A 25,336-nucleotide genomic window follows, 5' to 3' on the forward strand; every position below is an offset into this window, starting at 1 on the left:
CGCGTCAACGTCCTGTGGGCCCTGATCCGTGACCGACGGCGCTATCAAGTCATGCCTCCAGTGACTACGGCCGCTTGACAACAGCATTAGGAAGCGTCGCGCACCGACATCTGGGCCAGGCAGGGCAGCAGGGACCGCCGGAACGTGGCGACGAACCCCTCGACGGTGCCGGTGTCCCTGGGCCGGGACAGATAGGGCGCCAGCTTCCGCTCGACCTCCTGGACGCCGGGCTGGCGGGCCATGTGCCGGGCGACTGCGTCCAGGTCCCCCTCGTACTCGATGAGCCGCACCATCGTCGCGTCGCGCAGGAAGACGGCCGTGGACAGGATGCGCGCCGTCTCACCGCCCGCCTCGTCCCGGACGACGGGCGAGCCCACCCGACGGAAGGTGCGGAAGATCTCGGAGATCTCCTTCTCGTACCCCGCCTTGATGTCGTAGGTGATGGCGGCGAACGGCATGGCCTGCTCCTCCTGGTCGCGGACGCGGGTGTCACCCCCGCTGCCCGCCATCTGCCGCCATCCCGCTCGCCGGTGACTCGAGGGACGGTCGTCGTCCGGTGCGTCGACGCCTCTTCGAGCGGACCCCTAGGCGCCCCTGCGACGGTGCACGGCGCTGCGGAACCGCACAGGAGATGCCGATGAGGAGGCGGGGTCAGTGACCACCGAGATCACGCGTACCGTCCGGGTGCACGCCGACGACGTCGAGGCCAACACCCGGCGCGGCGGCGACATCAGGACCACGCTCAGCCCCAGGACCACCGGATGCACCAGCGGTTTCGGCGGGGTGCTGACACTGGCGCCGGGCGAACACGTCACCGAGCACTACCACCCCTACTCCGAGGAGTTCCTGCACGTCGTCACCGGGCAGCTGGAGATGACGATGGACGGCCAGCCCGTCGCCCTCGGCCCCGGCGACTCGCTGCTGGTGCCCATCGGGGTGCGGCACCGGCTCGTCAACACCGGGACGGAACCGGCGCACGCCGCCTTCCACCTCTCGCCGCTGGCGCCCCGGCCCGACCTGGGCCACGTCGACACCGAGCGGCCGGCCCGGCCCGAGCAGCCCAACCCGTCCGTCGGCGGTGCCTCGTGACGGCCACCGCCGCGGCCACCGGCCGCAGGGCCGTCGTCACCGGCATCGGCGTCGTCGCCCCGGGCGGGGTGGGCCGGGAGGCGTTCTGGAAACTGCTGGCCGACGGCCGCACCGCCACCCGCCGCATCTCGCTGTTCGACCCGACCGGCTTCCGCTCCCGGATGGCCGCCGAGGCCGACTTCGACCCCGTCGCCGCCGGGCTCACGCCCCGGCAGATCCGGCGCATGGACCGCGCCGCCCAGTTCGCCGTCGTCAGCGCCCGGGAGGCCGTCGAGGACAGCGGCTTCGACTTCGCCGCCGCCGACCCGGGCCGCACCGGGGTGAGCATCGGCAGTGCCGTCGGCTGCACCATGGGCCTGGAGGAGGAGTACGTCCTGCTCAGCGACGCCGGCAAGCACTGGCTGGTGGACCACACCTACGGCGTGCCGCACCTGTACGGCTACATGGTGCCCTCCACCCTCGCCGTGGAGGTCGCCTGGGAGGTCGGCGCCGAGGGGCCGGCCGCCCTCGTGTCCACCGGCTGCACCTCCGGCCTGGACTCCATCGGGCACGGCGTGCAGCTCATCGAGGAGGGCACCAGTGACGTGGTGCTCGCCGGTGCCACCGACGCACCGCTCTCGCCCATCACCTCCGCCTGTTTCGACGCGATCAAGGCCACCTCGCCCAACAACGACGACCCCGAGCACGCCTCCCGGCCCTTCGACGCCGAACGCGACGGTTTCGTCCTCGGCGAGGGGGCGGCCGTCCTCGTGCTGGAGGAGAAGTCCGCGGCCGAGGCCCGCGGGGCACGGATCTACGGGGAGATCGTCGGCTACGCCGGGCGCAGCAACGCCTTCCACATGACCGGGCTGAAGGCCAACGGCCGCGAGATGGCCGAGGCCATCCGCGTCTGCCTGGACCGGGCGCGGCTCGATCCCACCGCCGTCGACTACATCAACGCGCACGGCTCGGGCACCAAGCAGAACGACCGCCACGAGACGGCCGCCTTCAAACGCAGCCTCGGCGAGCACGCCTACCGGGTGCCGGTCAGCTCCATCAAGTCGATGGTGGGCCACTCGCTGGGGGCCATCGGCTCCATCGAGGTGGCCGCCTGCGCCCTCGCCCTGGAGCGGCAGGTCGTCCCGCCCACCGCCAATCTGCACCACCCCGACCCGGAGTGCGATCTGGACTATGTGCCGCTCACCGCCCGGGAGCACGCCATGGACGTGGTGCTCAGCGTCGGCAGCGGCTTCGGCGGCTTCCAGAGCGCCACACTGCTGGCCCGGCCCGGCACCGTCGCCCACGAGGGGGTGGGCGCATGACCGGCACGGCCACCGCCCCCGCGCCCCTGTCCGCCACCGGTGTGACCACCCCCACCCGCGCGCCCGTCGTCACCGGGCTCGGGGTGGTGGCCCCCACCGGCATCGGTACCGAGGAGCACTGGCGCTCCGTACTGGCGGGCCGCTCCGGCATCGGCCCCATCACCCTGTTCGACCCGAGCCCCTACCCGGTGCGGCTGGCCGGCCAGGTGCCCGGCTTCTCGGCGAAGGACAGGGTGCCCAGCCGGCTGATCCAGCAGACCGACCGCTGGACCCATCTGGGGCTGGCCGCCGCCGAGGCGGCGCTGGCCGACGCGGGCGTGGTGCCCGCCGAACTGTCCGAGTACGAGCTGGCCGTGGTGACGGCCAGCTCCTCGGGCGGCACCGAGTTCGGCCAGCACGAGATGGAGAACCTCTACCAGCACGCCCCCGACTGGGTGGGCGCCTACCAGTCCATCGCCTGGTTCTACGCGGCCACCACCGGCCAGATCTCCATCCGGCACGGGCTGCGCGGCCCCTGCGGGGTGCTGTGCACCGAGCAGGCCGGCGGGCTGGACGCCCTCGGCCAGGCCCGGCGGCTGATCCGTACCGGCGCCAAGCTGGTGATGACCGGCGGCACCGACGCGTCGCTGTGCCCCTACGGGCTGACCGCCCAGCTGACCACCGGACATCTGACGACCGTGCCGGACCCGGCCCGCGCCTATCTGCCGTTCGACGCGGACGCCTCCGGCTATCTGCCGGGCGAGGGCGGTGCGCTGCTGGTCGTCGAGGACGCCGACGCGGCCGAGGCGCGCGGCGCCGCCCGCATCTGGGGCCGCGTCCTGGGCTACGCCGCCGCCTTCGACCCGCCGCCGGACTCCCCGCGCGGCCCCGTGCTGGCCCGTACCGTACGCGCCGCGCTGGCCGACGCCGGGCTGGAGCCGGCGGACGTGGACGTCGTCTTCGCCGACGCGCTCGGCGTCGCGGAGGCCGACCGTGCCGAAGCCGCCGCGCTCACCGAGGTGTTCGGCCCGCGCGGGGTGCCGGTGACCGCGCCCAAGACGCTGACCGGGCGGCTGTACGGCGGGGGAGCGGCCCTGGACGCCGCCACCGCGCTGCTCGCGCTGCGCGACCAGACCGTCCCGCACACCGCGGGGCCCACCGCGCCCGCGCCCGGATACGAGATCGACCTCGTGCTGGGCGAGCCGCGCCCCGCCGAGCTGCGCACCGCGCTGGTGGTGGCACGCGGCCACGGGGGTTTCAACGCCGCGCTCCTGCTGGGACACCGAGACAACTGAGGAGGGACCCCATGGCGGGCCACACCGACAACAGCATCGTCATCGACGCGCCGATGGACCTGGTCTGGGACATGACCAACGACCTGGCCGGCTGGCCCGGGCTGTTCAGCGAGTACGCGGCCGTCGAGATCCTGGAGGACACCACCGGCGAGCAGGGCCGCGAGATCACCTTCCGGCTCACCATGCACCCCGACGAGGACGGCAACGTGTGGAGCTGGGTCTCCAAGCGCGTGCCCGACCCCCGGCGGCGGCAGGTGCGTGCCCACCGGGTGGAGACCGGGCCCTTCGAGTACATGAACATCTACTGGGAGTACAAGCCCGAGGGCGACGGCGTACGGATGCGCTGGGTGCAGGACTTCCACATGAAGGACACCGCCCCGGTCAGCGACGACGGCATGACCGAACACCTCAACCGCAACACCGCCGTGCAGATGCAGCTGATCAAGCGGAAGGTCGAGGAGGCGGCGGCGCGGGCGAAGACGGCGGCGGGCCGGTGATCGCCTGCCTCGCCCCGCTCGTCGTCCTGCTCAACGGGCTCGCGGCCGGCGTGCTGTTCGGCACCCAGCTCGGCGGCTGGCCGCTGCTGGCCGCCCTGCCCGCCGACCGGTACGTGCACGCGCACGCCTTCTTCGCCACCCGCTACGACCCGGCCATGCCGCTGTGCCTGCTGGGCACGCTGGCCGGCGACATCTGGCTGGCCGTCCTCGCCCCGCAGGCCGGCGCCCGCGGCCTGTTCGTCGCGGGCTCCGTACTGGCCGCCTTCACCGTGCTCATCTCGCTCACCAAGAACGTCCCGGTCAACAAGTGGGTGCGCACCCTCGACCCGGACAACCTGCCGCGCGACTTCGCCGACCGCGACCCGCGATGGCGCTGGGGCGCCTGGAACCAGCGCCGCAGCGTGCTGACCATCCTCGCGCTGGTCACCAACTGCGCCGCCCTCGCCCTGCTGCTGTGACACCACCCCACCGCCCGGCCCACGACGTTACGGAGGAACACATGGATCTCGGCCTCAAGGGCAAGAAGGCCCTCGTCACCGGCGGCACCAGGGGAGTGGGGCGGGGCATCGCGCTCGCCCTGGCCGGGGCGGGCTGCGATGTGCTCACCTGCCATCAGAACGACAGCGAGGCGGTCACCTCGCTCCAGGCCGCGCTCAAGGAGACCGGCGGCGACCACCACGTCACGCGCGCCGACGTCTCCGACCCCGACGGTGTCGCCGCGCTGCTCGGCGAGGCCCGCGACCGGTGGGGCCGCCTCGACGTCGTCGTCAACAACGCCGGCGCCATCAGCCACATCCCCTACGCCGAGCTGCCCCTCGCGGAGTGGCGGCGCATCGTGGACACCAACCTGACCGGCGTCCACCTGGTCACCCAGGCCGCGCTGCCGCTGCTGGGCGAGGGCTCCTCCGTCATCAGCATCGGCTCCAAGGCCGTCGAGGCGGGCATCCCGCTGCGCTCCCACTACACCGCCACCAAGGCCGCGCTGGTCGGCCTGAACCGTTCCCTGGCCAAGGAGTTCGGGCCCCGCGGCATCCGCTTCAACGTGGTGGCGCTCGGCGTCATCGAGACCGAGAACCTGCACAAGATGCCCGAGGACCAGCAGAAGCTCATGATCGAGCGGTACAGCGCCAAGACCGCGCTGGGCCGGCTCGGCACCCCCGACGAGGTCGCCGGCGCCGTCCTGTGGCTGGCCTGCGACCTGTCCCGCTATGTCACCGGCGCCACCATCGGCGTGGACGGAGGGATCTCCTGATGACCACCACCCCACAGGGCACCTTCCGGGTGCTGCTGCGCATGCAGATCAACCCCGGCATGGAAGCGGAGTTCGAGAAGGTCTGGCAGGGCAGCACCGAGGCCGTCACCGGCCATCCCGCCTGCCTGGGCCAGTGGCTGTCCAAGTCCACCGACGAGGAAGCCGTCTACTACATCGTCAGCGACTGGCGGGACGAGCCCGGCTTCCGCGCCTTCGAGTCCGGCGAAGAGCACCTGGCCCACCGCGAGCGGCTGCACCCCTACCGCTCCCAGGGCTCCTTCACCACCATGCACGTCGTCGCCCACATCGAGGGCGACGCGGGCACGGCGGAATCCGCCCATGCCGGGTGAGGTCCGGGTGCTGGTCCACCAGGCGGCCTACGACGACGAGGAGCTGGCGGCGGTCCGCGCGGCCTACCACCGGGTGAGCGCCCGGATGGCGAAGGTGCCCGGCATGCTCGGCAACGAGCTGCTGCGCTCGCCCGCCGACCCCACCGCGCTCGTCGTCGTCAGCCGCTGGAGGGACATGGCGGCCTTCCGCGCGTGGGAGCAGGGCGCCGCCCACAAGGACGACACGGCGCCCCTGCGCCCGTACCGGGACAGCCGGCTGGATGTCCCGTTCGGCATCTACGAGGTGGACGCGGAGTACTAGATGACAACCACCACCACCGCACCGCCGGCCCAGCAGCCCTCCTGGGTCTCGTGCGGCCACTGCCGTTCCCTGGTCTACGGCAAGCGCTACCAGCGGCTCCTGCGGGTGTGCCCCGAATGCGGCGCGCACGCACGGCTGGACGCCCCCGCGCGCGTGGCACAGCTCTTCGACGCCGGCAGCGTCGAGGAGCTGCCCGTCGCGGCGACCGCGCACAACCCGCTCGACTTCGTCGACCAGCGCCCCTACGCCGAGCGGCTCCAGCAGGCCCGGCACACCACGGGCCGCACCGACGCCGTCCTCCCGGTGCGCGGCCGGATCGAGGGCCGGCCCCTGACCGCGGCCGTGATGGACTTTCGCTTCTTCGGCGGCAGCCTCGGCGTCGCCGCCGGGGAGGCCGTCACCACGGCCGCCGAGACCGCCCTGCGCGACCGCACCCCGCTGCTGCTGGTCACCGCCTCCGGCGGCGCCCGCATGCAGGAGGGCGCCCTCTCGCTGATGCAGATGGCCAAGACCAGCAACGCGCTGGCCCAGCTCGACGAGGCGGGACTGCTGACCGTCACCCTGGTGACCGACCCCACCTACGGCGGCGTCGCCGCCTCCTTCGCCACCCTCTCCGACGTGGTGGTGGCCGAACCCGGCGCCCGGATGGGCTTCGCCGGGCCGCGGGTCATCGAGCAGACCATCCGGCAGCGGCTCCCCGACGGTTTCCAGACCGCCGAGTTCCTGCGCGACCGCGGCCTCGTCGACGACGTGTGGGAGCGCGGCGAGATCCGCGCCCGCCTCGCCCGGCTGCTGGCCGTCACCGACCGGCCCGGCCCCGGCTGGGGCGAGAGCGAGACCGACCCGGTGGTACGCGACAGCCAGTTGCTGGACCAGCTGCCCGCCTGGGAGTGCGTCCAGCTCTCCCGCGAGGCCGGCCGGCCCACCGCGCTGGAACACATCGGCTACTGGCTCGACGGCTTCGTCGAACTCCACGGCGACCGGGCCGGCGAGGAGTGCCCGGCCGTCGTCGGCGGCATCGGCACCCTGGACGGCCTGCCCATCATGGCCATCGGCCATCAGAAGGGCCACACCACCGCCGAACTCGTCGCCCGCAACTTCGGCATGCCCTCACCGGCCGGCTACCGCAAGGCGGCCCGGCTGATGCGGCTGGCGGCCAAACTGCGCCTGCCCGTAGTGACCCTCATCGACACGCCCGGCGCCTATCCCGGGCTGACCGCCGAGGAGCGGGGCCAGTCCGTCGCCATCGCCGAGAACCTGCGGCTGATGGGATCGCTGCCCGTGCCCGTCGTGGCCGTGGTCACCGGCGAGGGCGGCAGCGGCGGGGCGCTCGCGCTGGGCGTCGCCGACCGGGTGCTGATCTGCGCCAACGCCACCTATTCGGTGATCAGTCCGGAAGGCTGTGCGGCCATCCTGTGGAAGAACGCCGCCGAGGCCGCCGTCGCCGCCGACGAACTCGCCCTGGACGCCGCCTCGCTGCTGCGCCTGGGTGTGGTCGACGGGGTGATCCCGGAACCGGAGGGCGGGGGCCACACCGACACCACCGCACTGAGCGACGCCGTGCGCAGAGCCGTCGTCGCCGCCCTGCGCGAGCTGCGCCCGGCACCGGAGACCGGGCAGACCGACGAGGTGCAGGGCCCGGTGGCCGCGCGTCGGCGGCGCTTCCGCGCCTTCGGTCTGGCGGAGGGCCGGCCGTGACCGGTGGCCGCGCGGGCAGCGGGCGGCCGGGCCGCCCCGCCGTGGTCGCCGGCCGCGGCGGCACCGCACCGTCCCCGCCCGCCGCGGGGACGCGCCGGCCCAGGGGTGAGGGATGAACGGCCGCGACGGCAACGGGCCCGGGCACGGCATCCGGAACGGCAACGGCAACGGAAGGTACTACGGAGAGGCACTCATGAACGAGCTGACACAGGAGAGCCCACGGACCACCGGCGACGGCACGCTGGCCCCCCTGGGCTACGACAACAGCGGCCTCGCCCTCACCGACATCTGCCGGAGCATCGCCGAGGTCGTCCGCGTGGGCCCCAGCAGACCGCGCCGCGTACGGATCGCACTCGGCGCCGCCAGTGTCGAGGTCGAGTGGGACGGCGAGGCGGCGTCCGCCGCCGGTACGGCGCCGGCCCCGCACCCGTCCGGACCCGTCGCCGCGGGGGGCGCCGGGACGGAAGCACTCGAAGGACACCGCGAATGCGCCCCGCTCGTCGGCACCTTCTACGCCGCGCCCGCCCCCGGCGCACCCCCCTTCGTGCAGCCGGGCGACCACGTCGAAGAGGGCCAGCAGCTCGGCATCATCGAGGCGATGAAGCTGATGAACCCGCTGGAGGCCACCCGGGCGGGCCGTGTCGTCGAGGTGCTGGTCGGCGACGGGGAGCCCGTCGAGTACGGCGAGCCCCTGGTGCTCATCGACCCCGACGACACCGGTGCCGGCGGCCCGGACGAGGAGGGCTGAGCGATGGGGATCGGCACCGTCCTGGTGGCCAACCGGGGCGAGATCGCACTGCGCGTCATGCGGACCTGCCGCGAGATGGGCATCCGTACCGTCGCCGTCCACTCCACGGCCGACCAGGACAGCAGCCATGTGCGGGAGGCCGACGCCGCCGTGTGCATCGGCCCCGGGGCGCCCCGCAAGTCCTACCTGTCGGCACCGGCCGTCGTGGAGGCCGCACTGCGCAGCGGGGCCGACGCCGTGCACCCCGGCTACGGATTCCTCTCCGAGGACCCGGACTTCGCCGAGATCTGCGCCGAGAACGGCCTCACCTTCATCGGGCCCCGCCCCGAGGTGCTCTCCCAGCTCGGCGACAAGGCCGTCGCCCGTTCGCTGATGACGGATGCCGGGCTGCCCGTCCTGCCCGGCAGCCCCGGCACCGTGGACAGCGCCGCCGAGGCGTCCGACCTGGCCGGCCGCATCGGCTACCCGCTCATCATCAAGGCCGCGGCGGGCGGCGGCGGACGCGGGATGACCGTCGTGCGCACCCCCTCCGATCTGCTGCCCGCCTACCGGCAGACGCGGGCCACCGCGCAGGCCGTCTTCGGCGACAACCGCGTCTACATGGAGCGCTACTGCGACAGCGCCCGCCACATCGAGGTGCAGGTCCTCGCCGACGGCCACGGCACCGTGCTGCACCTGGGCGAACGGGACTGCTCGGTGCAGCGCCGGCACCAGAAACTCATCGAGGAGAGCCCCGGGCCCGGACTGCACCCGCAGCTGCGCTCGGCCATCGCCCGCGCCGCCGTGCGGGGGGCCCGCGCCATCGGCTACACCGGCGCCGGCACCTTCGAGTTCCTGGTCCACGACGAGGGCTTCTCCTTCATGGAGATGAACTGCCGCATCCAGGTCGAGCACCCCGTCACCGAGGCTGTCTACGGCGTCGACCTGGTGCGGGAACAGATCCGGGTCGCCTCCGGGGAGGCGCTGCGCACGACCCAGGAGGACCTGGTGCCGCGCGGGGTGGCCGTCGAGTGCCGCGTCAACGCGGAGGACCCGGAACGCGACTTCGCGCCCGCGCCGGGCACGCTGGAGGAATTCGTACCGCCCGGCGGCCCGTTCGTGCGGGTGGACACCCACGGGCGGGCCGGCTGGAAGGTGCCCCCGCAGTACGACTCGCTGCTGGCGAAGGTCATCTGCTGGGCGCCCGAACGCGGCGAGGCGCTGGACCGCATGGACCGGGCCCTGGCCGAGTTCCGCATCGCCGGGCCCGGCGTGCACACCACCATCCCGCTGCTGCGCGACATCATCGCCGACCCGGTCTTCCGCGCGGGCAAGCACATCACCTCGTTCCTCGACACGCGGGAGTGACGCTCCGCGTATCCGGCGTCCGACCCCTCATGACGGAGCCCCGGCCCTGCGAGCAGGGCCGGGGCTCCGTCATGAGGGGAGGACGGGCGTCAGCTCTTGGCCCCCTCCCGGTCCTCGACCTCGCTCTCACCTTCCCCGCCCCGGCTCTCGTAGCCGCGCACCTCGCGCGGCATCGTCTGGGCGAGCAGCGCGACGACGACGAGACCGCTGATCGTGAACCAGACGAAGCGCCCGAAGGTGTCGGTGAACATGTCGGCGCGGCCGGCGTCGACCGCCTTGTCCACGGCCTGCTGCACCTTGGGATCACTGCCGGCCTTGGCGAACACCGGGCCGCAGCTGGCGGGCCGCTTGTCGGGGTTCTCCTCCTTCGCGTGGTCGAGGAAGCAGGGGCGCAGCTGGGCGGACAGCTCCCGCGCCTCGGCCGCCGGAAGGCCGGCCGCGGTCAGCTCGGAACGCAACTGCTTGTCGTGCCCGTCATACGCGTCGGGTGCGGCGTTGGCCAGCGGTGTGAACAGCAGGACACCCAGCAGCGCGGCGCCCGTCGCGTTGCCGAGCTGCACGGCGGCGCTCAGCGATCCGGAGGCGGCTCCGGCGTCCCGGCCCTCCACATGGGCGCCCGCGACGGTGAAGGCCGGGCCGATCACGCCGCCCATGCCGATGCCAGCGAGGAACAGCCCCGGCGCCAGCTCCCACCAGCTCGCGCCCGGCTCCAGCGCCAGCGAGAACCACAGCATGCCCGCGGCCATCACCAGCGCGCCGGCGGTCAGCAGATGCCGCCCCAGCTTGCCCACGAGTTGGTCGGCGGCACCGGAGGTGAGGCCGGCACCGATCGCCCACGGCAGGAACAGCAGGCCGGTGCGCATGGCGCTGTATCCGAGGCCGATCTGGAGCGTGAGCGAAACCGCCAGGAAGAACCCGATCATCGTGGCGTCGAACACGAACAGCACAATGGTGCCCGCGCTGAACCCGGGCTGCCCGAACAGCCGCAACGGCACCAGCGACGAGTGGTCTCTTCGCTCCTTCGTGCGGGCGTGCAGCGCATAACCGGCCATGACGACGGGCGCGGCGATCATCGCGACGACCATCCAGGCGGGCCAGCCGCTGGTGCGTCCCTGCACCAGGGGGTACAGGAGGAGCAGCAGGCTGGCACTGACCAGGACGACGCCGACGATGTCCATCCGCAGCGGGAAGTCCGACTTCGTCTCCGGCACCAGGACGAAGGCGGCGAACAGCGCCGCCACCCCGATCGGCACGTTGACGAGGAAGACCGCACGCCAGCCGAGCCCCAGCACGTCATAGGCGACGAACACGCCGCCCAGCAGCGGCCCGGCCACCGCGGCCAGCCCCGTCACGGCACCGTAGGCGCCGCTGGCACCACCGCGCTCGTTGCCCGGGAAGATCGCGTACACTGTCGCCATGATCTGCGGCACCATCAGTGCCGAGGCGATGCCCTGCACGGCACGCGCGGTCACCAGGACCTCGACGTCCGGCGCGACTCCGCACAGCAGTGAGGAGAGCGTGAACAGGACGATTCCCAGCAGGAAGATCCGCTTGCGTCCGTAGCGGTCCCCCAGCCGGCCACCCGTGATCAGCCCGAGTCCGAAGGCGAGGGTGTAGGCCGTCACCACCCACTGGGACGCCGCGTAGCCGGCGCTCAGATCGTTGCGGATGTCGGGTAAGGCGATGTTGACGATCGTGACGTCCAGCAGGTCCATGAAGGCTGCTGCGAGCAGGACCCCGAGCGCCAGCCAGCGTCGGGGATGGGCGCCCTCGGGCGAGGGGGCGACACCGTGCGAAGTGGTCATGGGGCGTTACCGTCCGGTTCGGCAGGGAAGTCGTGCGGGGGTCAGGGGCCGTGGACCGCGTCCGGGCTGACCCACGGCCCCTGCGCAGCATCCCAGCCGCCGCTGGAGCCGCACTGGAGACCGCCTGTCCCCAAGGACGCCGCACCGGCTACCCCCGATCGGTGCCGCACCGGGCGCGGCTACCAGCCGATGACGGTCTCTCGCCGCAGGAAGACCCCGGTGGGCCCGTCGTCGGGAAGGGTCGCGGCCCGCACGATGTGCTCGGCGGCCTCCTGCGGCGACTGCGGCGCGTCGGGCCGCATCCGGGTGCGCACCAGCCCCGGGTTGATCGCGTTCACCAGGACGCCGGTGCCCTCCGTCTCCCGCGCGAGCATCACCGTCAGCGCGTTGAGCGCGGTCTTCGAGACGGAGTAGGCCGGGCAGGCGCCGGCGATCCCGAGGGTGAAGGACCCGGTACCGCTGGAGATGTTGACGACACGCCCCCATCCCCGGCGCACCATGCCGGGCAGGAAGGCGGCGGCCACCCGCCAGGAGCCGAGCAGATTGACCTGGAGGGTCCGCTCCACCAGCGCCGGGTCCACGGTGCTGGGCCGCTCGCCCCAGTCGAGTTGCACCCCTGCGTTGTTGACGAGGATGTCCACGTCCTGCGCCTCGGCGGCCAGCTTCTCCACCGTCACCGGCTCGGTCACGTCCAGCGCCACGCCCCGGGCCCCGGTCCCCAGCCCGGAGGCCGCCGACCGGGCGGCTTCAGCGTCCCGCGCGGCGAGCAGCACGTGGTGGCCGCGTTCGTGCAGCATCCGCGCGACCGCCAGTCCGATACCGCGGTTCGCCCCGGTGACCAAGGCCGTCCTGGGCAGAGTCGTCATGGGAAGCCTCCGTGTGGCAGGAGATCGGGACGGCGCCCGGGCGCCGCCGCGCAGCATCCGCCGCCCCGCTGGAGCCCCGCTCGAAGGCCCGGCTGGCAGGAGAGCCGCCCGTCCGTGCCCGTTTTCGGCACCCGGGGCCCGGCACGTCGCGCGCGGGCGCGGGTACGCGGACCAGCGCCGCTCCAGCGGGAGTCGAGCGGGGAAGGTCACCCTGGGCGCGTGAGCGACACTCCACTCGGCCTCTCCGGCGACCGCGCGCGCCCGGACGAGCAGACGGGGAAAGGCGGGCAGGCCGAGGAGGCGGTGCCCGCGACAGCGCGCGCGTCGGCCGGACCCGGGCCGCCCGCCCGCCGCAGACGGCGGACGATCCGCCGCCGGGTGCTGGTCACCGCCGGTTCCCTGCTCGGTCTGGGCGTGGTAACCGGCGGGGCCTACGGCGTCAACTTCGCCGTTGTCTATCGCAACCGGCATCGGTCCACCGCCGGCACCCTGGACTTCACCAACCGGCTCGCCGTCCCCCGGCTGCTGGAGCCGGACCGCGACGCCAGGGGCGTGCGGACCTTCGAACTGAAAGCCCGCGCCGGCACCAGCCGGCTGCTGCCGGACAAGCGGACGCCGACCTGGGGCGTCAACGGGCCATTTCTCGGCCCCACGCTGCGCGCCCGGCGCGGCGACCGGGTGGCCGTGACGTTCGACAACCGGCTCCCGGAGACCACCACACTGCACTGGCACGGCATGCATCTGCCCGCACCGATGGACGGCGGCCCGCACCAGGCGGTGCCCACGGGCGGGAGATGGCGGCCCCGTTGGCGCATCGACCAGCCGGCGGCGACCCTCTGGTACCACCCGCATCCGCACGGCGCGACATCCGACCACGTCACCCGGGGGGTCGCGGGCCTCTTCCTGCTGGAGGACGAGCATTCCGAGGCGTCGGGGCTGCCGAACACCTACGGCGTGGACGACGTGCCGCTGATCATCCAGGACCGGGCCTTCGAGGACGACGGCTCCTTCTCGCTGCGGGGCGCCTCGTTCGCCGAATCGCTGGCGGGTGTCGGCTCGCTCGGGGTCCTCGGCGACACGATCCTGGTCAACGGCACCCGCGACCCGCATCTGCCTGTGAGCACCAGGCTGGTGCGGCTGCGCATCCTCAACGGCTCCAACGCCCGGGTCTACGACCTCGGTCTCACCGACGGGCGTGCCTTCCACCTTGTCGCCCAGGAAGCCGGGCTGCTGTCGGCACCGGTTCGGCTGCGCCGACTGCGGCTCGCGCCCGCCGAACGAGCCGAGATCGTTGTGCCGTTCGAACCCGACGAGCGCGTGGTGCTGCGCAGTTACCCGCCCGATCTGGGGGTCGACTTCCCCAACCGGCGGCTGGACGGCGGCGAGGACACCTTCGACCTGCTCCAGTTCCGTACCGCGGCCACACTGCGGGAGACGGGCGAGGTCCCGGCCCGGCTGAGCGGCGCCCCGGAGGCGGTCAGGGCGCCGCGGGGCGCGCGGCGGCGCCGCTTCGAACTGTCCGGGGTGCAGATCAACGGCAGCACCATGGACATGAACCGCATCGACGTGGTGGCGCCGGCCGGCGCGGTGGAGCTGTGGGACGTCATCGGCATCGACGGCCGGCCGCACTCCTTCCACGTGCACGGCACCAGCTTCAGTGTCGTCTCCTCGGGCGGCCGGCCGGTGCCGGAGCGGCTGCGCGGCCTGAAGGACACCGTCTACCTGCCACCGGGCGAGACCGTACGGCTGGCCGTCCCGATGCCGGAGCACACCGATCCGACGACGCCGTACATGTACCACTGCCACATGCTGTGGCACGAGGACCAGGGAATGATGGGCCAGTTCACGGTCGTCAGGCCCGGGACCGAGCGCTCCGCGCCGCGCCGGGTGCCGGGAGGCCACCACTGAGCGAGCGGCGTGCCAGGACGGCGGCAGCACGGCGTGCGCGTTCGAGCGTCCCGCAAGCGTCTCTTCCTACGCTGCGGACCGTCGCCGACCGACAACCACCAGTGACCGAGCACAGGAGAGGTCGAGTATGGGCAACGGAGAATCGCCGGGACTGCCGGGCACCCCGCCGCAGCGCAGAGCCCTGTTGATCGGCTGCGGTATCGCCGGCCCGGTGCTGGCGCTCTTCCTCCAGCGGATCGGGGTCGAGGCGGTCATCCACGAGGCGAGCGAGACCCCGCGCGACGACGTGGGTGCCTTCCTCAACCTGGCCCCCAACGGGCTGGCCGTGCTGGAGACCCTCGGCATCCGCGAGGAGGTCGAGAAGTACGGCAGCCCCACCACCAGCACCGCGTTCCTCAACCACCGCGGCAAGCAGCTGGGCGAGAACCCGGCCCAGACGCTGCTGCTCAAGCGCGGCCTGCTCAACAAGGCCTTGCGCGAGGCCGCGCTCTCCCGCGGCATCACCATCGAGTTCGGGAAGTTCTTCGAGTCCGTCACCGAGACCGCCGACGGGGTGACCGTGCACTTCCGCGACGGTTCCACCGCCGAGGGCGACTTCATGGTGGGCTGCGACGGCATCCACTCCAGGACCCGCTACTCGGTGCTGCCCGACGCTCCCAAGCCGGCGTACACGGGAGTCATCGGTACCGCCGGGTACACCCGCTCCCGGCACGGGGCGCCGGAGGACGGCACCATGCGGATGTCCTTCTGCCTGGAGGGGTTCTTCGGCCACCAGACCACCCCGGGAGGGGAGATCTACTGGTTCGAGAACTACCACCTGGGCCGGGAGCCGCAGCGCGGCGAGATCGAGTCCGTCAGCCACGAGGAGTGGCAGCAGCGGCTGCTGGCCAAGCACAGCAAGGACCACTACCCGGTGCCGCAGCTCATCGAGGACACCCCCTCGGGGATCATCGGCTACCCGATCTACGACATGCCCTCCATCCCCACCTGGCACAAGGGCCGGGTCTGTCTGGTGGGGGACGCGGCGCACGCCACCTCCCCGCACGTGGGGCAGGGTGCCTCCATGGCGATGGAGGACGGCATCGTGCTGGCCAAGTGCGTGCGCGACATCCCCGATGTGCGGCAGGCGTTCGCCGCCTTCCAGGGCGCCCGCAAGGACCGGGTGGAGAAGGTCATCAAGGAGGGGCGGAAGACCGGCAACCAGAAGGCCGCGGCCAACGGTTTCCAGCGCGCCGTCCGCGATCTGGTGCTGCCCTTCTTCCTCAAGCTGGGCGTCAAGGCCACCGAGCCGGTCTACAGCTACCGGGTCGACTGGGAGGAGCCCGTCACCGCCGCCCGCTGAGCGGCCCGGCCCCGGCGGGCCGGGCGCCCACAGCGGAGGGGAGGGGGAGCGGCCGGACAGCCGCTCCCCCTCCCCTCCGCTGTGGGCCGGTGCGGGGTCAGGACCCGTTGTGGGTGGAGATCTGCACCAGGTTGCCCGCCGGGTCCGAGACGTAGGCCGAACGCTCTCCCCACGGCTGGTCCTTGGGTGTCATCAGCCCCCGCGCGCCGGCCGCCTTGGCCTTCGTGTACGCGGCGTCCACGTCGGGGGTCAGCACGGCGATCTCGGACTGCTTGCGCTTGGAGGGCCCGATCCGCTTCAGCGGCGTCGATTCCTTGATCACGTCGTAGGTGCAGAAGGTCAGGTAGTAGCTGTCGCCGAGGCTGACCGTGCCGAAGACCGCCGGCCCCTGCTCGGGGAAGCGGTAGTCCACCCTGAAGCCGAACGCCTCGTGGTAGAAGTCCAGCATCTCGTCGATGTTCTCGGTGTAGAGGGTCGGCTGGCCGTACCGGGGCGCCTCCTGGACGGTGGGACGCGCCGACGTGGGGGAGACGGCACCGGCACCGGAGGGGGCGCCCGCCACCAGTCCCACGGTCAGCGCCGCGGCGCCCGCCGTTCCCGCCGCCCACATTCTGACCGCTCTCGCACGCATGGGATCACTCCTCGCCGGGGTGTGTTCGTACCGTTGCGTCCGCCAGCACACGGCACCCCGCTCGAGCACCACTCGATCCACCACGGCACCCATCGAGCCCCCCTCCACCACCCCTCCGGCATCCCGGCGCACCGTGCCCGGGAGGGCCACAGCCTGGCCGACGACACGCCCAAGGCCGCCAAGAGAGGGAGACATTCATGCGTGGTTCCACCCAGATCCTCGTCATCGGGGGAGGGCCCGCCGGATCGACGGCGGCCGGACTGCTGGCGAAGGAGGGCTTCGAGGTCACCCTGCTGGAGCGGGAGACCTTCCCCCGCTACCACATCGGCGAGTCGATCCTCCCCTCGTGCCGGCCGATCCTCGAACTCCTCGGTGTGTGGGACACGGTCCAGGCCCACGGCTTCCAGCCCAAGGGCGGCGCCTACTTCTTCTGGGGTCCGGAGGAGTGGGAGGTCAAGTTCGACAGCCTCGGCGACGACGGCACCAACGCCTGGCAGGTCATCCGCTCCGAGTTCGACGAGATCCTGCTGCGGCACGCCGGGAAACTGGGCGCCGAGGTCGTGGAGAACATCACCGTCAAGGAGCTGGAGTTCGACGGCGACAGGCCCGTCGCCGCCCACTGGGCCCACACCAAGAACCCCGCCGAGAGCGGACGCATCACCTTCGACTACGTCATCGACGCCTCCGGGCGCGGCGGCGTCGTGGCCGCCAAGCACCTCAAGAACCGCGAGTACCACGAGATCTTCCGCAACGTGGCCGCCTGGTCCTACTGGAAGAACGTCAAGCCGCTCGACCGCGGCCCCAAGGGCGCCATCGCCGTGTGCTCCGCACCCGACGGCTGGTTCTGGGTGATCCCGCTGCACGACGGCACCACCAGCATCGGCCTGGTCACCGGCCGGGACATCTTCAACGACAAGCGCAGCCGGCTCGGCGGCATCCAGCAGGTCTACGACCAGGCCATGAGCGAATGCCCCGCGGTCACCGGTCTGCTGGGCGACGCCGAACAGGTCACCGGCATGAAGGTCGAGCAGGACTACTCCTACAACGCCGAGGACTTCGGCCGCCCCGGCTATCTGATGTGCGGCGACGCGGCCTGCTTCCTCGACCCGCTGCTGTCCACCGGCGTCCACCTGGCCACCTACAGCGCCATGCTCGCCAGCGCCTCCCTCACCAGCGTGCTGCGCGGCGAGGTCGAGGAGAAGGAGGCCTGGCACTTCTTCAACACCGTCTACCGGCACGCCTACGAGCGGCTGCTGGTGCTGGTCTCCGTCTTCTACGAGAGCTACCGCGGCAAGGAGCACCACTTCTACAACGCGCAGAAGCTCACCCGCGCCCAGCGCGACGGCCTCAACCTCCAGGACGCCTTCGACCGCATCATCACCGGCATCGCCGACATGGAGGACGCCCAGGACGTGTACGCCAGCGTCCACGCCCACCTCAACGGCGCCGAGAGCGGCGACCCCAACCCGCTGGCCAACCTCAACAAGGTGCACGAGCAGAAGCAGGCCCCCATGAGCCCGGCCAACGCCGTCGGCGGCCTCTACCTCGCCTTCCGCCCCTCCCTGCACCTGGCCCGCGCCCAGACCCCCGCCACCGAAGGAGGACCCGCAGCATGACCGCCGCACCACCCGCGCCCCGGCAGGACGGGGCGGCGTCCTCGATGCGCCCCTGGCCGCCCTGGTTCCGCACCCTGTTCATGAGCGACCTGTGGGAGCGGTTCGGCTTCTTCGGCATGCAGGCCATCCTCGTGCTGTTCGCCGTCGCACCCCGCGAAGAGGACGGACTCGGGCTCGCCAAGGCAGATGCCGCCGCCCTGTTCGGCGCCTGGATCGGGCTCGCCTTCATGCTGTGCCTGCCCGGCGGCTGGATCGCCGACCGGCTGCTGGGGCCCCGCCGCACCCTGCTGCTGGGCGCCGCGATCACCACCCTCGGACACTTCGCGCTGGCCACCCCGCTGCTGTGGCTGACCCCGCTCGCCCTCGTCCTGCTGGCCGTCGGCATGGGCCTGTACAAGCCCAACCACCAGGCCATGCTCAACCTGATGTTCAAGGAGAGCGGACGCCGTGAGGCCGGCATCTCCCTGATCTACGTCGGCATCCAGGTCAGCGCGCTCACCTCCCCGCTGATCGCCGGGTTCCTCGGCGAACGCGTCGACTGGCGGCTGGGCTTCGCCGTCTCGGGCACCGCCATGCTGCTGGGCACCGTCCAGGTCGCCCTGGCCCGGCCCCGCTTCCAGGGCGAGGGCGAGCGGCCCGGCAGACCCCTGGAGCCCGCCGCCGCGCGCCGGGCCAAGGCGCTCACCGGCGCCGTGGGCGCCGGCCTGGCCGTCCTGCTGGGCGGTCTGGCCCTCGTCGGGGGACTGACCGCCGGGAGCGGTATCGCGCTGGTCGGCATGGCATCCGTCATCGCCCCCGTCCTCGCCTACACCGTGCTCTACCGCAGCCGGGAGCTGACCGCGGGCGACCGCAGACGGCTGCGCTCCTTCCTGTGGATCTTCCTCGGCTCGACCCTCTTCTGGTCGCTGATCGCCCAGGACGGCTCGTCGCTGACCCTCTTCGCCAAGCACTCCACCGACCGTGAGGTCTTCGGATTCGAGGTGCCCGTCAGCTGGCTCCAGTCCGCGACGCCGCTGTTCATCCTCGTGCTCGCGCCGCTGTTCGCCTGGTTCCTGCTCCAGCAGCGCGGCGGGCGCGCAGGGGTCCCCGCCAAGTTCTCCGCGGGCCTCCTGCTGACCGGCGTCAGCTTCCTGGTCATGGCGCTTGCCGCGGCACTGGCCTCCGGCGACGAGAGGGTCTCCCCGCTGTGGCTGCTGGTGGTCTATCTGATGCACGCCTGCGGCGAACTCATCGTCGCCGCCGTCGGTATCGCCGCCGTCGCCGACGTCCTGCCGCGCCGCTTCCTGGCCCACATGCTCGGCCTGCTGTGGCTCTTCGCCGCGCTCGGCGGCGGTGCCGGCAGCGGACTGGTGCGGCTCATCGACGTCATCCCCGAGGCGCTGTACTACCTGCTGCTCGCCGTGCTGGCTCTGACCGTCGGCGGCGCCCTGGCCCTGCGCCGGCACACCGTCGCCCGCGGGCTGGCCCCCGAACCCGGTGGGCCCGCGGCCGACGGGACCGCCGAGCCCGCGCCCGCACCCGGGTCCGGCCCCACCACCGTGAAGGAAGGTGACCCCGCATGACCTCCGTCACCCCGGCCCCGGGCACGGCCGCCCCCGCAGCCGACCTCAGCAGCCTGGGACTCGGCTTCGCCTCCGCGAAGCTGCTGCTCACCGCGCTCGAACTCGGCGTCTTCACCACCCTCGCCGAGTCCGCCGACGGCAGCGCGGAGGCCGAGGAACTCCGTGCAGCGCTCGGCCTGCACCCCCGCGCCGCCGCCGACTTCTTCGACGCGCTGACCGCGCTCGGCCTGCTGGAGCGGCGGTACGGCCGCTACCGCAACAGCCCCGCGGCCCAGGCGCATCTGGTGCGCGGCCCCCACTACCAGGGCGGCTTCCTCGAAGGCGCCAACCACGTGCTCTACCCGGCCTGGGGCCGCCTCACCGAGGCCCTGCGCACCGGCAGACCCCAGGCCGACGGCGACTTCGAGGCCATGCTCGCCGATCCGCAAGCCCGGCGGATGTTCCTGGCCATGCAGGACTCCCTCAGCCAACCCCTGGTGCCCGGTCTGCTGGACGCCCTCGACTGGTCCCGGTACCGCACCCTCACCGATGTCGGCGGCGCCCGCGGCAACCTCGCCGGACATCTGCTGCGGGCCCGGCCCGGACTGCGCGCCACCGTGTTCGACCGGCCGCAGAACGCCGGGCCGTGCGCCGAGCACGCCGCCGCGCTCGGTGTCGGCGACCGGCTCTCCTTCACCGGCGGCGACTTCTTCACCGACCCGCTGCCACCCGCCGACGTGCTGGTCGTCGGCCACGTCCTCGCGGACTTCTCCCGCGACGAGCGCCGCACCCTCATCACCAAGGCGCACGCCGCCGTCCGCGACGGGGGCGCGCTCCTCGTCTACGACCCGATGAACGGCGACACCCCCCATCTGACCTCCCTCGTCGCCAGCCTCCACATGCTCGTCATGACACCGGCCGGCGCCGGATACCACCCCGGCCACTGCACCGGCTGGATGGAACAGGCCGGCTTCACCGGCGTGACCCGGCACCCGCTGCCCCTCGGCAACACGCTGCTCGTCGCCCACAAGCCGCCCGCCCGGAAGGGGGAGTGACCGTGGAGATCGGAGTGGGCCTGCCCACCACCGTGCCCGACACCGACGGACCCCGCCTGCTCGACTGGGCACGGCGTGCCGAGACGTACGGCTTCTCCAGCCTCGGCGTGCTCGACCGGCTCGTGTACGACAGCTACGAACCCCTCACGGCGCTCACCGCCGCAGCCGCCGTCACCACCCGGATCCGGCTGGCGACCACCGTCCTGCTGGCCGCCTACCGGCCCGGGCCCGCCCTGCTCGCCAAGCAGCTGGCCACCCTCCACGAGCTGTCCGGCGGGCGGCTCGTCGTCGGTGTGGCGGCCGGCGGGCGCGAGGACGACTTCCGGGCGACCGCCACCGGCTACCACGACCGGGGCCGCCGCCTCGACGAGACCCTCGGCGAACTCCGCGCCGTCTGGGACGGCAAACGGACCGCGACCGGCGTCACCGGCATCGGGCCCCGGCCCGCCGGCAGGGGGCCGCAGATCATCGTCGGCGGCCACACCCCCGCGGCGATGCGGCGGGCCGCGCGGCACGCCGACGGCTGGATCGCCGGCGGCAGCTCCGCCACCGGGTACGCGGACCTCGCGGGGCGGGCCCGCGCCGCGTGGCGGGATGCCGGGCGCGGCGGTGAGCCGCGGCTCGTCGCGCTGCTGTACGCCTCCCTGGGGGAGGGGGCGCGGGAGCGGGCGGAGCGTTATCTGCGCGCGTACTACGCCTTCATCGGGCCGAAGGCCGAGATGGCGGCGAAGGCGGTCCTCACCGACGAGGGAGCCCTGCGGGAGACCGTCGCCGCGTACGAGGCGGCCGGATGCGACGAGTTGCTGGTCTTCCCCTGCGGCGCGGCCCCCCGCGAGCTGGACCTGCTGGCGGCGGCCACCCTCTCCTGATCCCCGCCGAAGGCCCGCCCTTCCCCCGGGAGGGCGGGCCTTTCCGTGTGCTCGGGGCGCTGTCCCAGGAGTACGGGCCCTGCCCCTGACCCCGCACGCAGTCGGCCGCCGCCCTCCGGAGAAGGGGAGGACGGCGGCCGGCGGGCTGTGCGGTCGGGGCGGGCGGTGAACGCCGGGCGGCAAAGGCCGGGCGGCAAGGGCCCGGTGGTCAGGGTTTCGTCGCCGGGGTCTTCCGGGGGGCGGGGGAGGGCAGGGCGTACTCGAAGTCGCCGAGCGCGGTGACGCCGCCGTCACGCCGGCCGAGGAGATGGAGCAGCGGCCCGGCCATGGCGGTGGTCACCAGGGCCATGACCACCATCAGTCCGTACAGTTCGCCGCCGATCACGTGCAGTTGGAGTCCGACGGTCAGGATGACGATCTCGGTGAGCCCTCGGGTGTTCATGAGGGTGGCCAGCACCCCGCTCTGCGCCGGGGGCACCCGGTTGACGCGGGCCGCCACGTAGGCTCCGGCGAACTTCCCGGTCACGGCGGTCAGCAGGATGAGCCCGAGTTCGCCCAGCCCGCGGCTGCCGAGCCGGGAGAGATCGACCTGGAGCCCGGCGACGACGAAGAAGGCGGGCAGCAACAGCAGCCGGGTGACGTATTCGAGGCGGTCGGTGATCTGGGGCCGCAGCCCGCGGAAGGTGTCGCGGGGCATGACGGCGCCGAACAGGAAGGCGCCGAAGACGAAGTGCGCGCCCATCCATTCGGTGGCGAGGCTGGAGAGCAGCAGCCCGCCGATGACGACGATGAGCTGGTCGGCGGTGACGTGTTCGCGGGCCCAGCCCTGCCAGCCGGTCGCGTCGCGGCGGCCGTCGAACAGCCGGCGCAGCAGGGGCCGGACGACCAGCAGCATGAGGGCCAGGTAGACGGGGGCCAGCAGCATCCGCCACTGGCCGCCCCCGCCGGCGACGGTGACGACGACGGCGAGCAGGGACCAGGCCAGGATGTCGTCGAGGGCGGCGCCGGCCAGGGCGATGCCGCCGACACGGGTGCGGCCCAGTCCGGTGTCGGCGAGGATGCGCGCCAGCACGGGGAACGCGGTGACGGCCATGGCGGCGCCGAGGAAGAGCACGAACGCGGCGCGGCTGCCGGTGGCGTGGCGGTCGGCGAGGTGGAGGGCGAGCAGCCCGCCCAGCAGGAGGGGCAGCAGGACCGAGCACAGGGACACGCTGGCGGCGACGCGTCCTTGGCCGCGCAGCCTGCTCAGGTCGAGTTCGTAGCCGATGACGAACATGAACAGCACGAGGCCGAGGTTGGCGAGCGCGGTGAGCATGGGCCGCACATCGGTGGGGAAGAGGTGGTCGGCGAGCGCGCCGCCGAAGAGGGTGGGGCCGACGAGGAGCCCGGCCAGCAGCTCGCCGACGACGGGTGGCTGGCCCAGTCTGCGGGCGGCGGCGCCCAGGAGCCGGCTGAGCGCCAGGATGGCGGCCAGCCCGAGGAAGAAGGACTGTATCTGTTCCTGCGTCATATGAGTGCGCCCCCTGCGCCGTTCGGGCCGCTCGGGCCCTCGGACCTGGTCGCCGGGACCGGGCATGGTCCGGCGATGGTCCGGGACGGTAAGGGGGCGCGCTCGAAGGTCTGCCGAGGTGTCAGCGGGACCGGCTCGCGGACGGCTCGGGCGGGTGGACGGCCGCGGGGTCGGGCAGCACGGGTGTGGTGCCCCGGCGGTGCGCGGTGCGGCAGTCGTCGAGGAATTCGCGGCTGAAGAGGGCGCTCAGGGTGGCGACGCCGCCGCGTGCGACGCGGATCTCGCCGCGCTGGAGGGTGCCGGAGAGCCGGATGACGCGGCCGTGGTGCGGCACGTGCCGTTCGCGGTCCTTGACGGTGCAGCGTCCGACGAGGGCCAGTTCGCGTTCGTCGAGGACGGCGTCCTCGGGGAGCAGGAGCTTGAGCATGCTGCGTTCGCAGTGCAGCCGCAGTTCGAGATCGCCCTCGGGCAGCTGGGGGGAGCGCAGGTCGAGGTGGACGCAGGAGCGGCGGGCGCGGACGTCGATGAGGCGGGCCCGGGTCCAGTGGCCGAGCCGTTTGACGTTGGTGTAGAAGGCTTCGACCTGCTCGGGGGCGGTCCCGCCGGTGGTTTCTGTGGTCTCGGTGGTGCCGGTGGGGTGTTCGGTGTGCTGGTTGCTCATCGCAGTGTTCCTTCCGGGAACCCGGGCAACAACCCGATGTGGACATGCCGTGGCCACCGGTTATCTTGATTACCAAGCTAACCGGACAGCTTTGTTTTGAGAGTCGAGATACTTGTATGTCAAGCGAAACTCCCTCCATCGCGCACGACGGCCGGCACTCCAAGGAGGCCGAGCTGCGCCGGCAGCTCGGTGCGGAGGTCCGCGCCCTCCAGAGCGCGACCGACGCGGTGGACGCGGCCACCGCCGAACGCCTCGGCATCAACCGCACCGACCTGCACTGCCTCGACGTCCTCACCCAACGCGACAGCGCCGCCCCCAGTGAACTGGCGGCGGCGCTGGGACTGACCACGGGCAGCGTCACGGCGATGCTCGACCGGCTGGCCCGGCTCGGCTACCTCACCCGCGAACCGGACCCGCAGGACCGGCGGAAGTCCGTGGTGCGGGCCACGGAGGAGACACGGCGCGGCGCTGCCGACCTCTACGGCCCGCTCGCCGAGGAGGGTGCCGCCCTCATGGCGCGCTACTCCCTCCCCGAGCTGGAACTCCTCGTCGACTTCCTGCGCCGCAACCGCGAACTCCAGGAACGGCACGCCGAACGGCTCCGCGAGCGGGCCGGCTGACCCCGATCGCGGTGCGCCGGGCCTCAGCCCGGCTTGTGGGCGACGACCAGGGTGACGTCGTGCCCCAGGGCGTGGTGCTCGACGCGGGCGAACCCCGCGTCGAGCATCCAGCCGGTGCACTGCGCGAGCGTGTAGCCCTTCCCGTGCGGGGTCATCAGCTGGAGGTTGAGGCTGCGCAGCAGATTCCGCAGATAACTCTCGTCCTCCGGCACGATGACCGGGTCCCACACCAGGAAGGCCCCGCCGGGCCGCACCCCGGCGAAGGCGTTCGCCACCAGCCGTGCCCGCTGGTCGTCGTTCCAGTCGACCAGCGCGTGCCCGAGCATCAGCACATCGGCCTCGGGCAGCGGCCCGGCGAAGAAGTCGCCGCCGCGGAAGCCGAGCCGGCCGCTCATGCCCAGTGAGGCCACGTGCGCCGTGAAGTCGGCCTCCAGCTGCGGCAGGTCGAACACCTCGGCCCGCAGGTGCGGATGGGCGGCCACGACACCGGCCAGGACGTTGCCCCGGCAGCCGCCGAGTTCCAGCACGGATTCGTACGAGGCCCAGTCGAAGACCTCGGTCAGGGCCGGGATCAGCGGCCGGCTGGCGTCCTCCGCCATCCGCACCAGACCGTCCTTCTTCTCCTCGCTCTCGTACAGCTGGTCGAACATGTCGTCGCCGGAGTAGGTCGCCGCCTGCGGGGCGCCCGTCCGCAGGCCCTCCGCCAGCCGCTCCCACGCCGGGTACATCACCCGGTCGGCCAGGTGCAGGAAGCCGCTCAGCGACGCCGGGTCGCCCGGCACCAGCAGTCGGCCGGAGACGGCGCTGTTGGCCCAGGCGCCCTGCGGGGTGCGCTCCAGGAAGCCGAGTTCGGCGAGGGCGGCCAGGAAGTGGTCGCAGCCGCGCGGGTGCAGCCCCAGCTTCTCCCGCAGCCGCTCCTCGGGCAGCGGCCCCGCGGCCAGCGCGGCGAACAGTCCCAGTTCGGTGCCCGCCAGCACCAGCTTCGCCGGCTGGAAGGCCATGGCCTGGCCGAGCACCTGCCCGGCCCGGGCCGTCACGGTCTCACTCATGCGCCC

At 72.8% G+C, this 25,336-nt stretch carries 25 protein-coding genes; 18 read left to right on the plus strand and 7 right to left on the minus strand.

Going from position 1 to position 25,336, the window contains the following annotated elements; translation table 11 throughout:
* Positions 1–86 precede the first annotated feature (86 nt).
* Positions 87–509 carry a SchA/CurD-like domain-containing protein gene (locus IO40_RS0128660; protein WP_016468320.1) on the minus strand — a complete coding sequence of 141 codons (423 nt, stop codon included), beginning with the start codon at positions 507–509 and terminating at the stop codon, positions 87–89.
* 145 nt (positions 510–654) lie between these two features.
* Here IO40_RS0128660 and IO40_RS0128665 point away from each other — a divergent pair, with 145 nt between their 5' ends.
* The 11 genes from IO40_RS0128665 to accC all read left to right on the plus strand — a co-directional run bounded on the left by IO40_RS0128665 (position 655) and on the right by accC (position 9,857).
* On the plus strand, positions 655–1,089 hold the full coding sequence (locus tag IO40_RS0128665; protein ID WP_016468319.1) for a cupin domain-containing protein: 435 nt from the start codon (positions 655–657) through the stop codon (positions 1,087–1,089).
* The gene (locus IO40_RS0128670) at positions 1,086–2,390 is read left to right on the plus strand and encodes a beta-ketoacyl-[acyl-carrier-protein] synthase family protein (RefSeq protein WP_031176402.1); all 1,305 of its coding nucleotides are present in this window, start codon (positions 1,086–1,088) and stop codon (positions 2,388–2,390) included. The genes IO40_RS0128665 and IO40_RS0128670 overlap by 4 nt, the downstream gene beginning before the upstream one ends.
* On the plus strand, positions 2,387–3,664 hold the full coding sequence (locus IO40_RS0128675; RefSeq protein ID WP_016468317.1) for a ketosynthase chain-length factor: 1,278 nt from the start codon (positions 2,387–2,389) through the stop codon (positions 3,662–3,664). The genes IO40_RS0128670 and IO40_RS0128675 overlap by 4 nt, the downstream gene beginning before the upstream one ends.
* A gap of 11 nt (positions 3,665–3,675) precedes the next feature.
* Positions 3,676–4,161: an SRPBCC family protein gene (locus IO40_RS0128680; protein ID WP_030409396.1), complete on the plus strand. Its 486-nt coding sequence runs from the start codon at positions 3,676–3,678 to the stop codon at positions 4,159–4,161.
* On the plus strand, positions 4,158–4,619 hold the full coding sequence (locus IO40_RS0128685; protein ID WP_030409397.1) for an anthrone oxygenase family protein: 462 nt from the start codon (positions 4,158–4,160) through the stop codon (positions 4,617–4,619). The genes IO40_RS0128680 and IO40_RS0128685 overlap by 4 nt, the downstream gene beginning before the upstream one ends.
* Positions 4,620–4,660: 41 nt before the next feature.
* On the plus strand, positions 4,661–5,413 hold the full coding sequence (locus IO40_RS0128690; protein WP_016468314.1) for an SDR family NAD(P)-dependent oxidoreductase: 753 nt from the start codon (positions 4,661–4,663) through the stop codon (positions 5,411–5,413).
* Positions 5,413–5,763 (plus strand): antibiotic biosynthesis monooxygenase family protein, encoded by a 351-nt coding sequence (locus tag IO40_RS0128695; protein WP_016468313.1) that lies wholly within the window; start codon positions 5,413–5,415, stop codon positions 5,761–5,763. The genes IO40_RS0128690 and IO40_RS0128695 overlap by 1 nt, the downstream gene beginning before the upstream one ends.
* On the plus strand, positions 5,753–6,064 hold the full coding sequence (locus tag IO40_RS0128700) for an antibiotic biosynthesis monooxygenase family protein (RefSeq protein ID WP_030409398.1): 312 nt from the start codon (positions 5,753–5,755) through the stop codon (positions 6,062–6,064). The genes IO40_RS0128695 and IO40_RS0128700 overlap by 11 nt, the downstream gene beginning before the upstream one ends.
* Positions 6,065–7,762, plus strand: coding sequence for an acetyl-CoA carboxylase, carboxyltransferase subunit beta (gene accD, locus IO40_RS0128705; protein WP_016468311.1), 1,698 nt, complete (start codon positions 6,065–6,067; stop codon positions 7,760–7,762).
* 193 nt (positions 7,763–7,955) lie between these two features.
* A complete protein-coding gene (locus tag IO40_RS0128710; RefSeq protein WP_033228542.1) occupies positions 7,956–8,510 on the plus strand; it encodes an acetyl-CoA carboxylase biotin carboxyl carrier protein in 555 nt (184 codons plus the stop codon).
* Positions 8,511–8,513: 3 nt separating this feature from the next.
* A complete protein-coding gene (gene accC, locus IO40_RS0128715) occupies positions 8,514–9,857 on the plus strand; it encodes an acetyl-CoA carboxylase biotin carboxylase subunit (RefSeq protein ID WP_030409401.1) in 1,344 nt (447 codons plus the stop codon).
* Between the two features lie 89 nt (positions 9,858–9,946).
* Here the strand turns inward: accC and IO40_RS0128720 are convergent, their stop codons facing one another.
* Positions 9,947–11,662, minus strand: coding sequence for an MFS transporter (locus IO40_RS0128720; RefSeq protein WP_041969126.1), 1,716 nt, complete (start codon positions 11,660–11,662; stop codon positions 9,947–9,949).
* A gap of 179 nt (positions 11,663–11,841) precedes the next feature.
* Positions 11,842–12,528, minus strand: coding sequence for an SDR family NAD(P)-dependent oxidoreductase (locus IO40_RS0128725; protein ID WP_016468307.1), 687 nt, complete (start codon positions 12,526–12,528; stop codon positions 11,842–11,844).
* Positions 12,529–12,747: 219 nt separating this feature from the next.
* On the opposite strand from IO40_RS0128725, the gene IO40_RS0128730 reads away from it, so the two are divergent.
* The gene (locus tag IO40_RS0128730) at positions 12,748–14,436 is read left to right on the plus strand and encodes a multicopper oxidase family protein (RefSeq protein WP_016468306.1); all 1,689 of its coding nucleotides are present in this window, start codon (positions 12,748–12,750) and stop codon (positions 14,434–14,436) included.
* Positions 14,437–14,563: 127 nt separating this feature from the next.
* Positions 14,564–15,778: an FAD-dependent monooxygenase gene (locus IO40_RS0128735; protein ID WP_016468305.1), complete on the plus strand. Its 1,215-nt coding sequence runs from the start codon at positions 14,564–14,566 to the stop codon at positions 15,776–15,778.
* Between the two features lie 97 nt (positions 15,779–15,875).
* On the opposite strand, the gene IO40_RS0128740 is transcribed toward IO40_RS0128735, so the two are convergent.
* Positions 15,876–16,409 carry a VOC family protein gene (locus IO40_RS0128740; RefSeq protein ID WP_016468304.1) on the minus strand — a complete coding sequence of 178 codons (534 nt, stop codon included), beginning with the start codon at positions 16,407–16,409 and terminating at the stop codon, positions 15,876–15,878.
* A gap of 197 nt (positions 16,410–16,606) precedes the next feature.
* Between IO40_RS0128740 and IO40_RS0128745 the strand changes: the two genes are divergently transcribed.
* Genes IO40_RS0128745 through IO40_RS0128760 form a run of 4 tightly spaced genes read left to right on the plus strand, consistent with a single transcriptional unit; the run spans position 16,607 to position 21,490 of the window.
* Positions 16,607–18,025: a tryptophan 7-halogenase gene (locus IO40_RS0128745; RefSeq protein ID WP_016468303.1), complete on the plus strand. Its 1,419-nt coding sequence runs from the start codon at positions 16,607–16,609 to the stop codon at positions 18,023–18,025.
* On the plus strand, positions 18,022–19,587 hold the full coding sequence (locus IO40_RS0128750; protein ID WP_031176406.1) for a peptide MFS transporter: 1,566 nt from the start codon (positions 18,022–18,024) through the stop codon (positions 19,585–19,587). Before IO40_RS0128745 ends, IO40_RS0128750 begins: the two co-directional genes overlap by 4 nt.
* A complete protein-coding gene (locus tag IO40_RS0128755; protein WP_031176407.1) occupies positions 19,584–20,621 on the plus strand; it encodes a methyltransferase in 1,038 nt (345 codons plus the stop codon). Before IO40_RS0128750 ends, IO40_RS0128755 begins: the two co-directional genes overlap by 4 nt.
* Positions 20,622–20,623: 2 nt before the next feature.
* Positions 20,624–21,490: an LLM class flavin-dependent oxidoreductase gene (locus IO40_RS0128760; protein ID WP_031176408.1), complete on the plus strand. Its 867-nt coding sequence runs from the start codon at positions 20,624–20,626 to the stop codon at positions 21,488–21,490.
* A gap of 208 nt (positions 21,491–21,698) precedes the next feature.
* On the opposite strand, the gene IO40_RS0128765 is transcribed toward IO40_RS0128760, so the two are convergent.
* Positions 21,699–23,000 carry a cation:proton antiporter gene (locus tag IO40_RS0128765; RefSeq protein WP_031176409.1) on the minus strand — a complete coding sequence of 434 codons (1,302 nt, stop codon included), beginning with the start codon at positions 22,998–23,000 and terminating at the stop codon, positions 21,699–21,701.
* 121 nt (positions 23,001–23,121) lie between these two features.
* Complete coding sequence (locus tag IO40_RS0128770; RefSeq protein ID WP_031176410.1) at positions 23,122–23,661, minus strand: hypothetical protein; 540 nt, start codon at positions 23,659–23,661, stop codon at positions 23,122–23,124.
* 116 nt (positions 23,662–23,777) lie between these two features.
* Between IO40_RS0128770 and IO40_RS0128775 the strand changes: the two genes are divergently transcribed.
* A complete protein-coding gene (locus tag IO40_RS0128775; RefSeq protein ID WP_016468297.1) occupies positions 23,778–24,281 on the plus strand; it encodes a MarR family winged helix-turn-helix transcriptional regulator in 504 nt (167 codons plus the stop codon).
* A gap of 23 nt (positions 24,282–24,304) precedes the next feature.
* On the opposite strand, the gene IO40_RS0128780 is transcribed toward IO40_RS0128775, so the two are convergent.
* Positions 24,305–25,330 (minus strand): methyltransferase, encoded by a 1,026-nt coding sequence (locus IO40_RS0128780; RefSeq protein ID WP_016468296.1) that lies wholly within the window; start codon positions 25,328–25,330, stop codon positions 24,305–24,307.
* Between the last annotated feature and the right edge of the window lie 6 nt (positions 25,331–25,336).

This window comes from Streptomyces albus subsp. albus (assembly GCF_000725885.1).
GTDB lineage: Bacteria > Actinomycetota > Actinomycetes > Streptomycetales > Streptomycetaceae > Streptomyces > Streptomyces albus.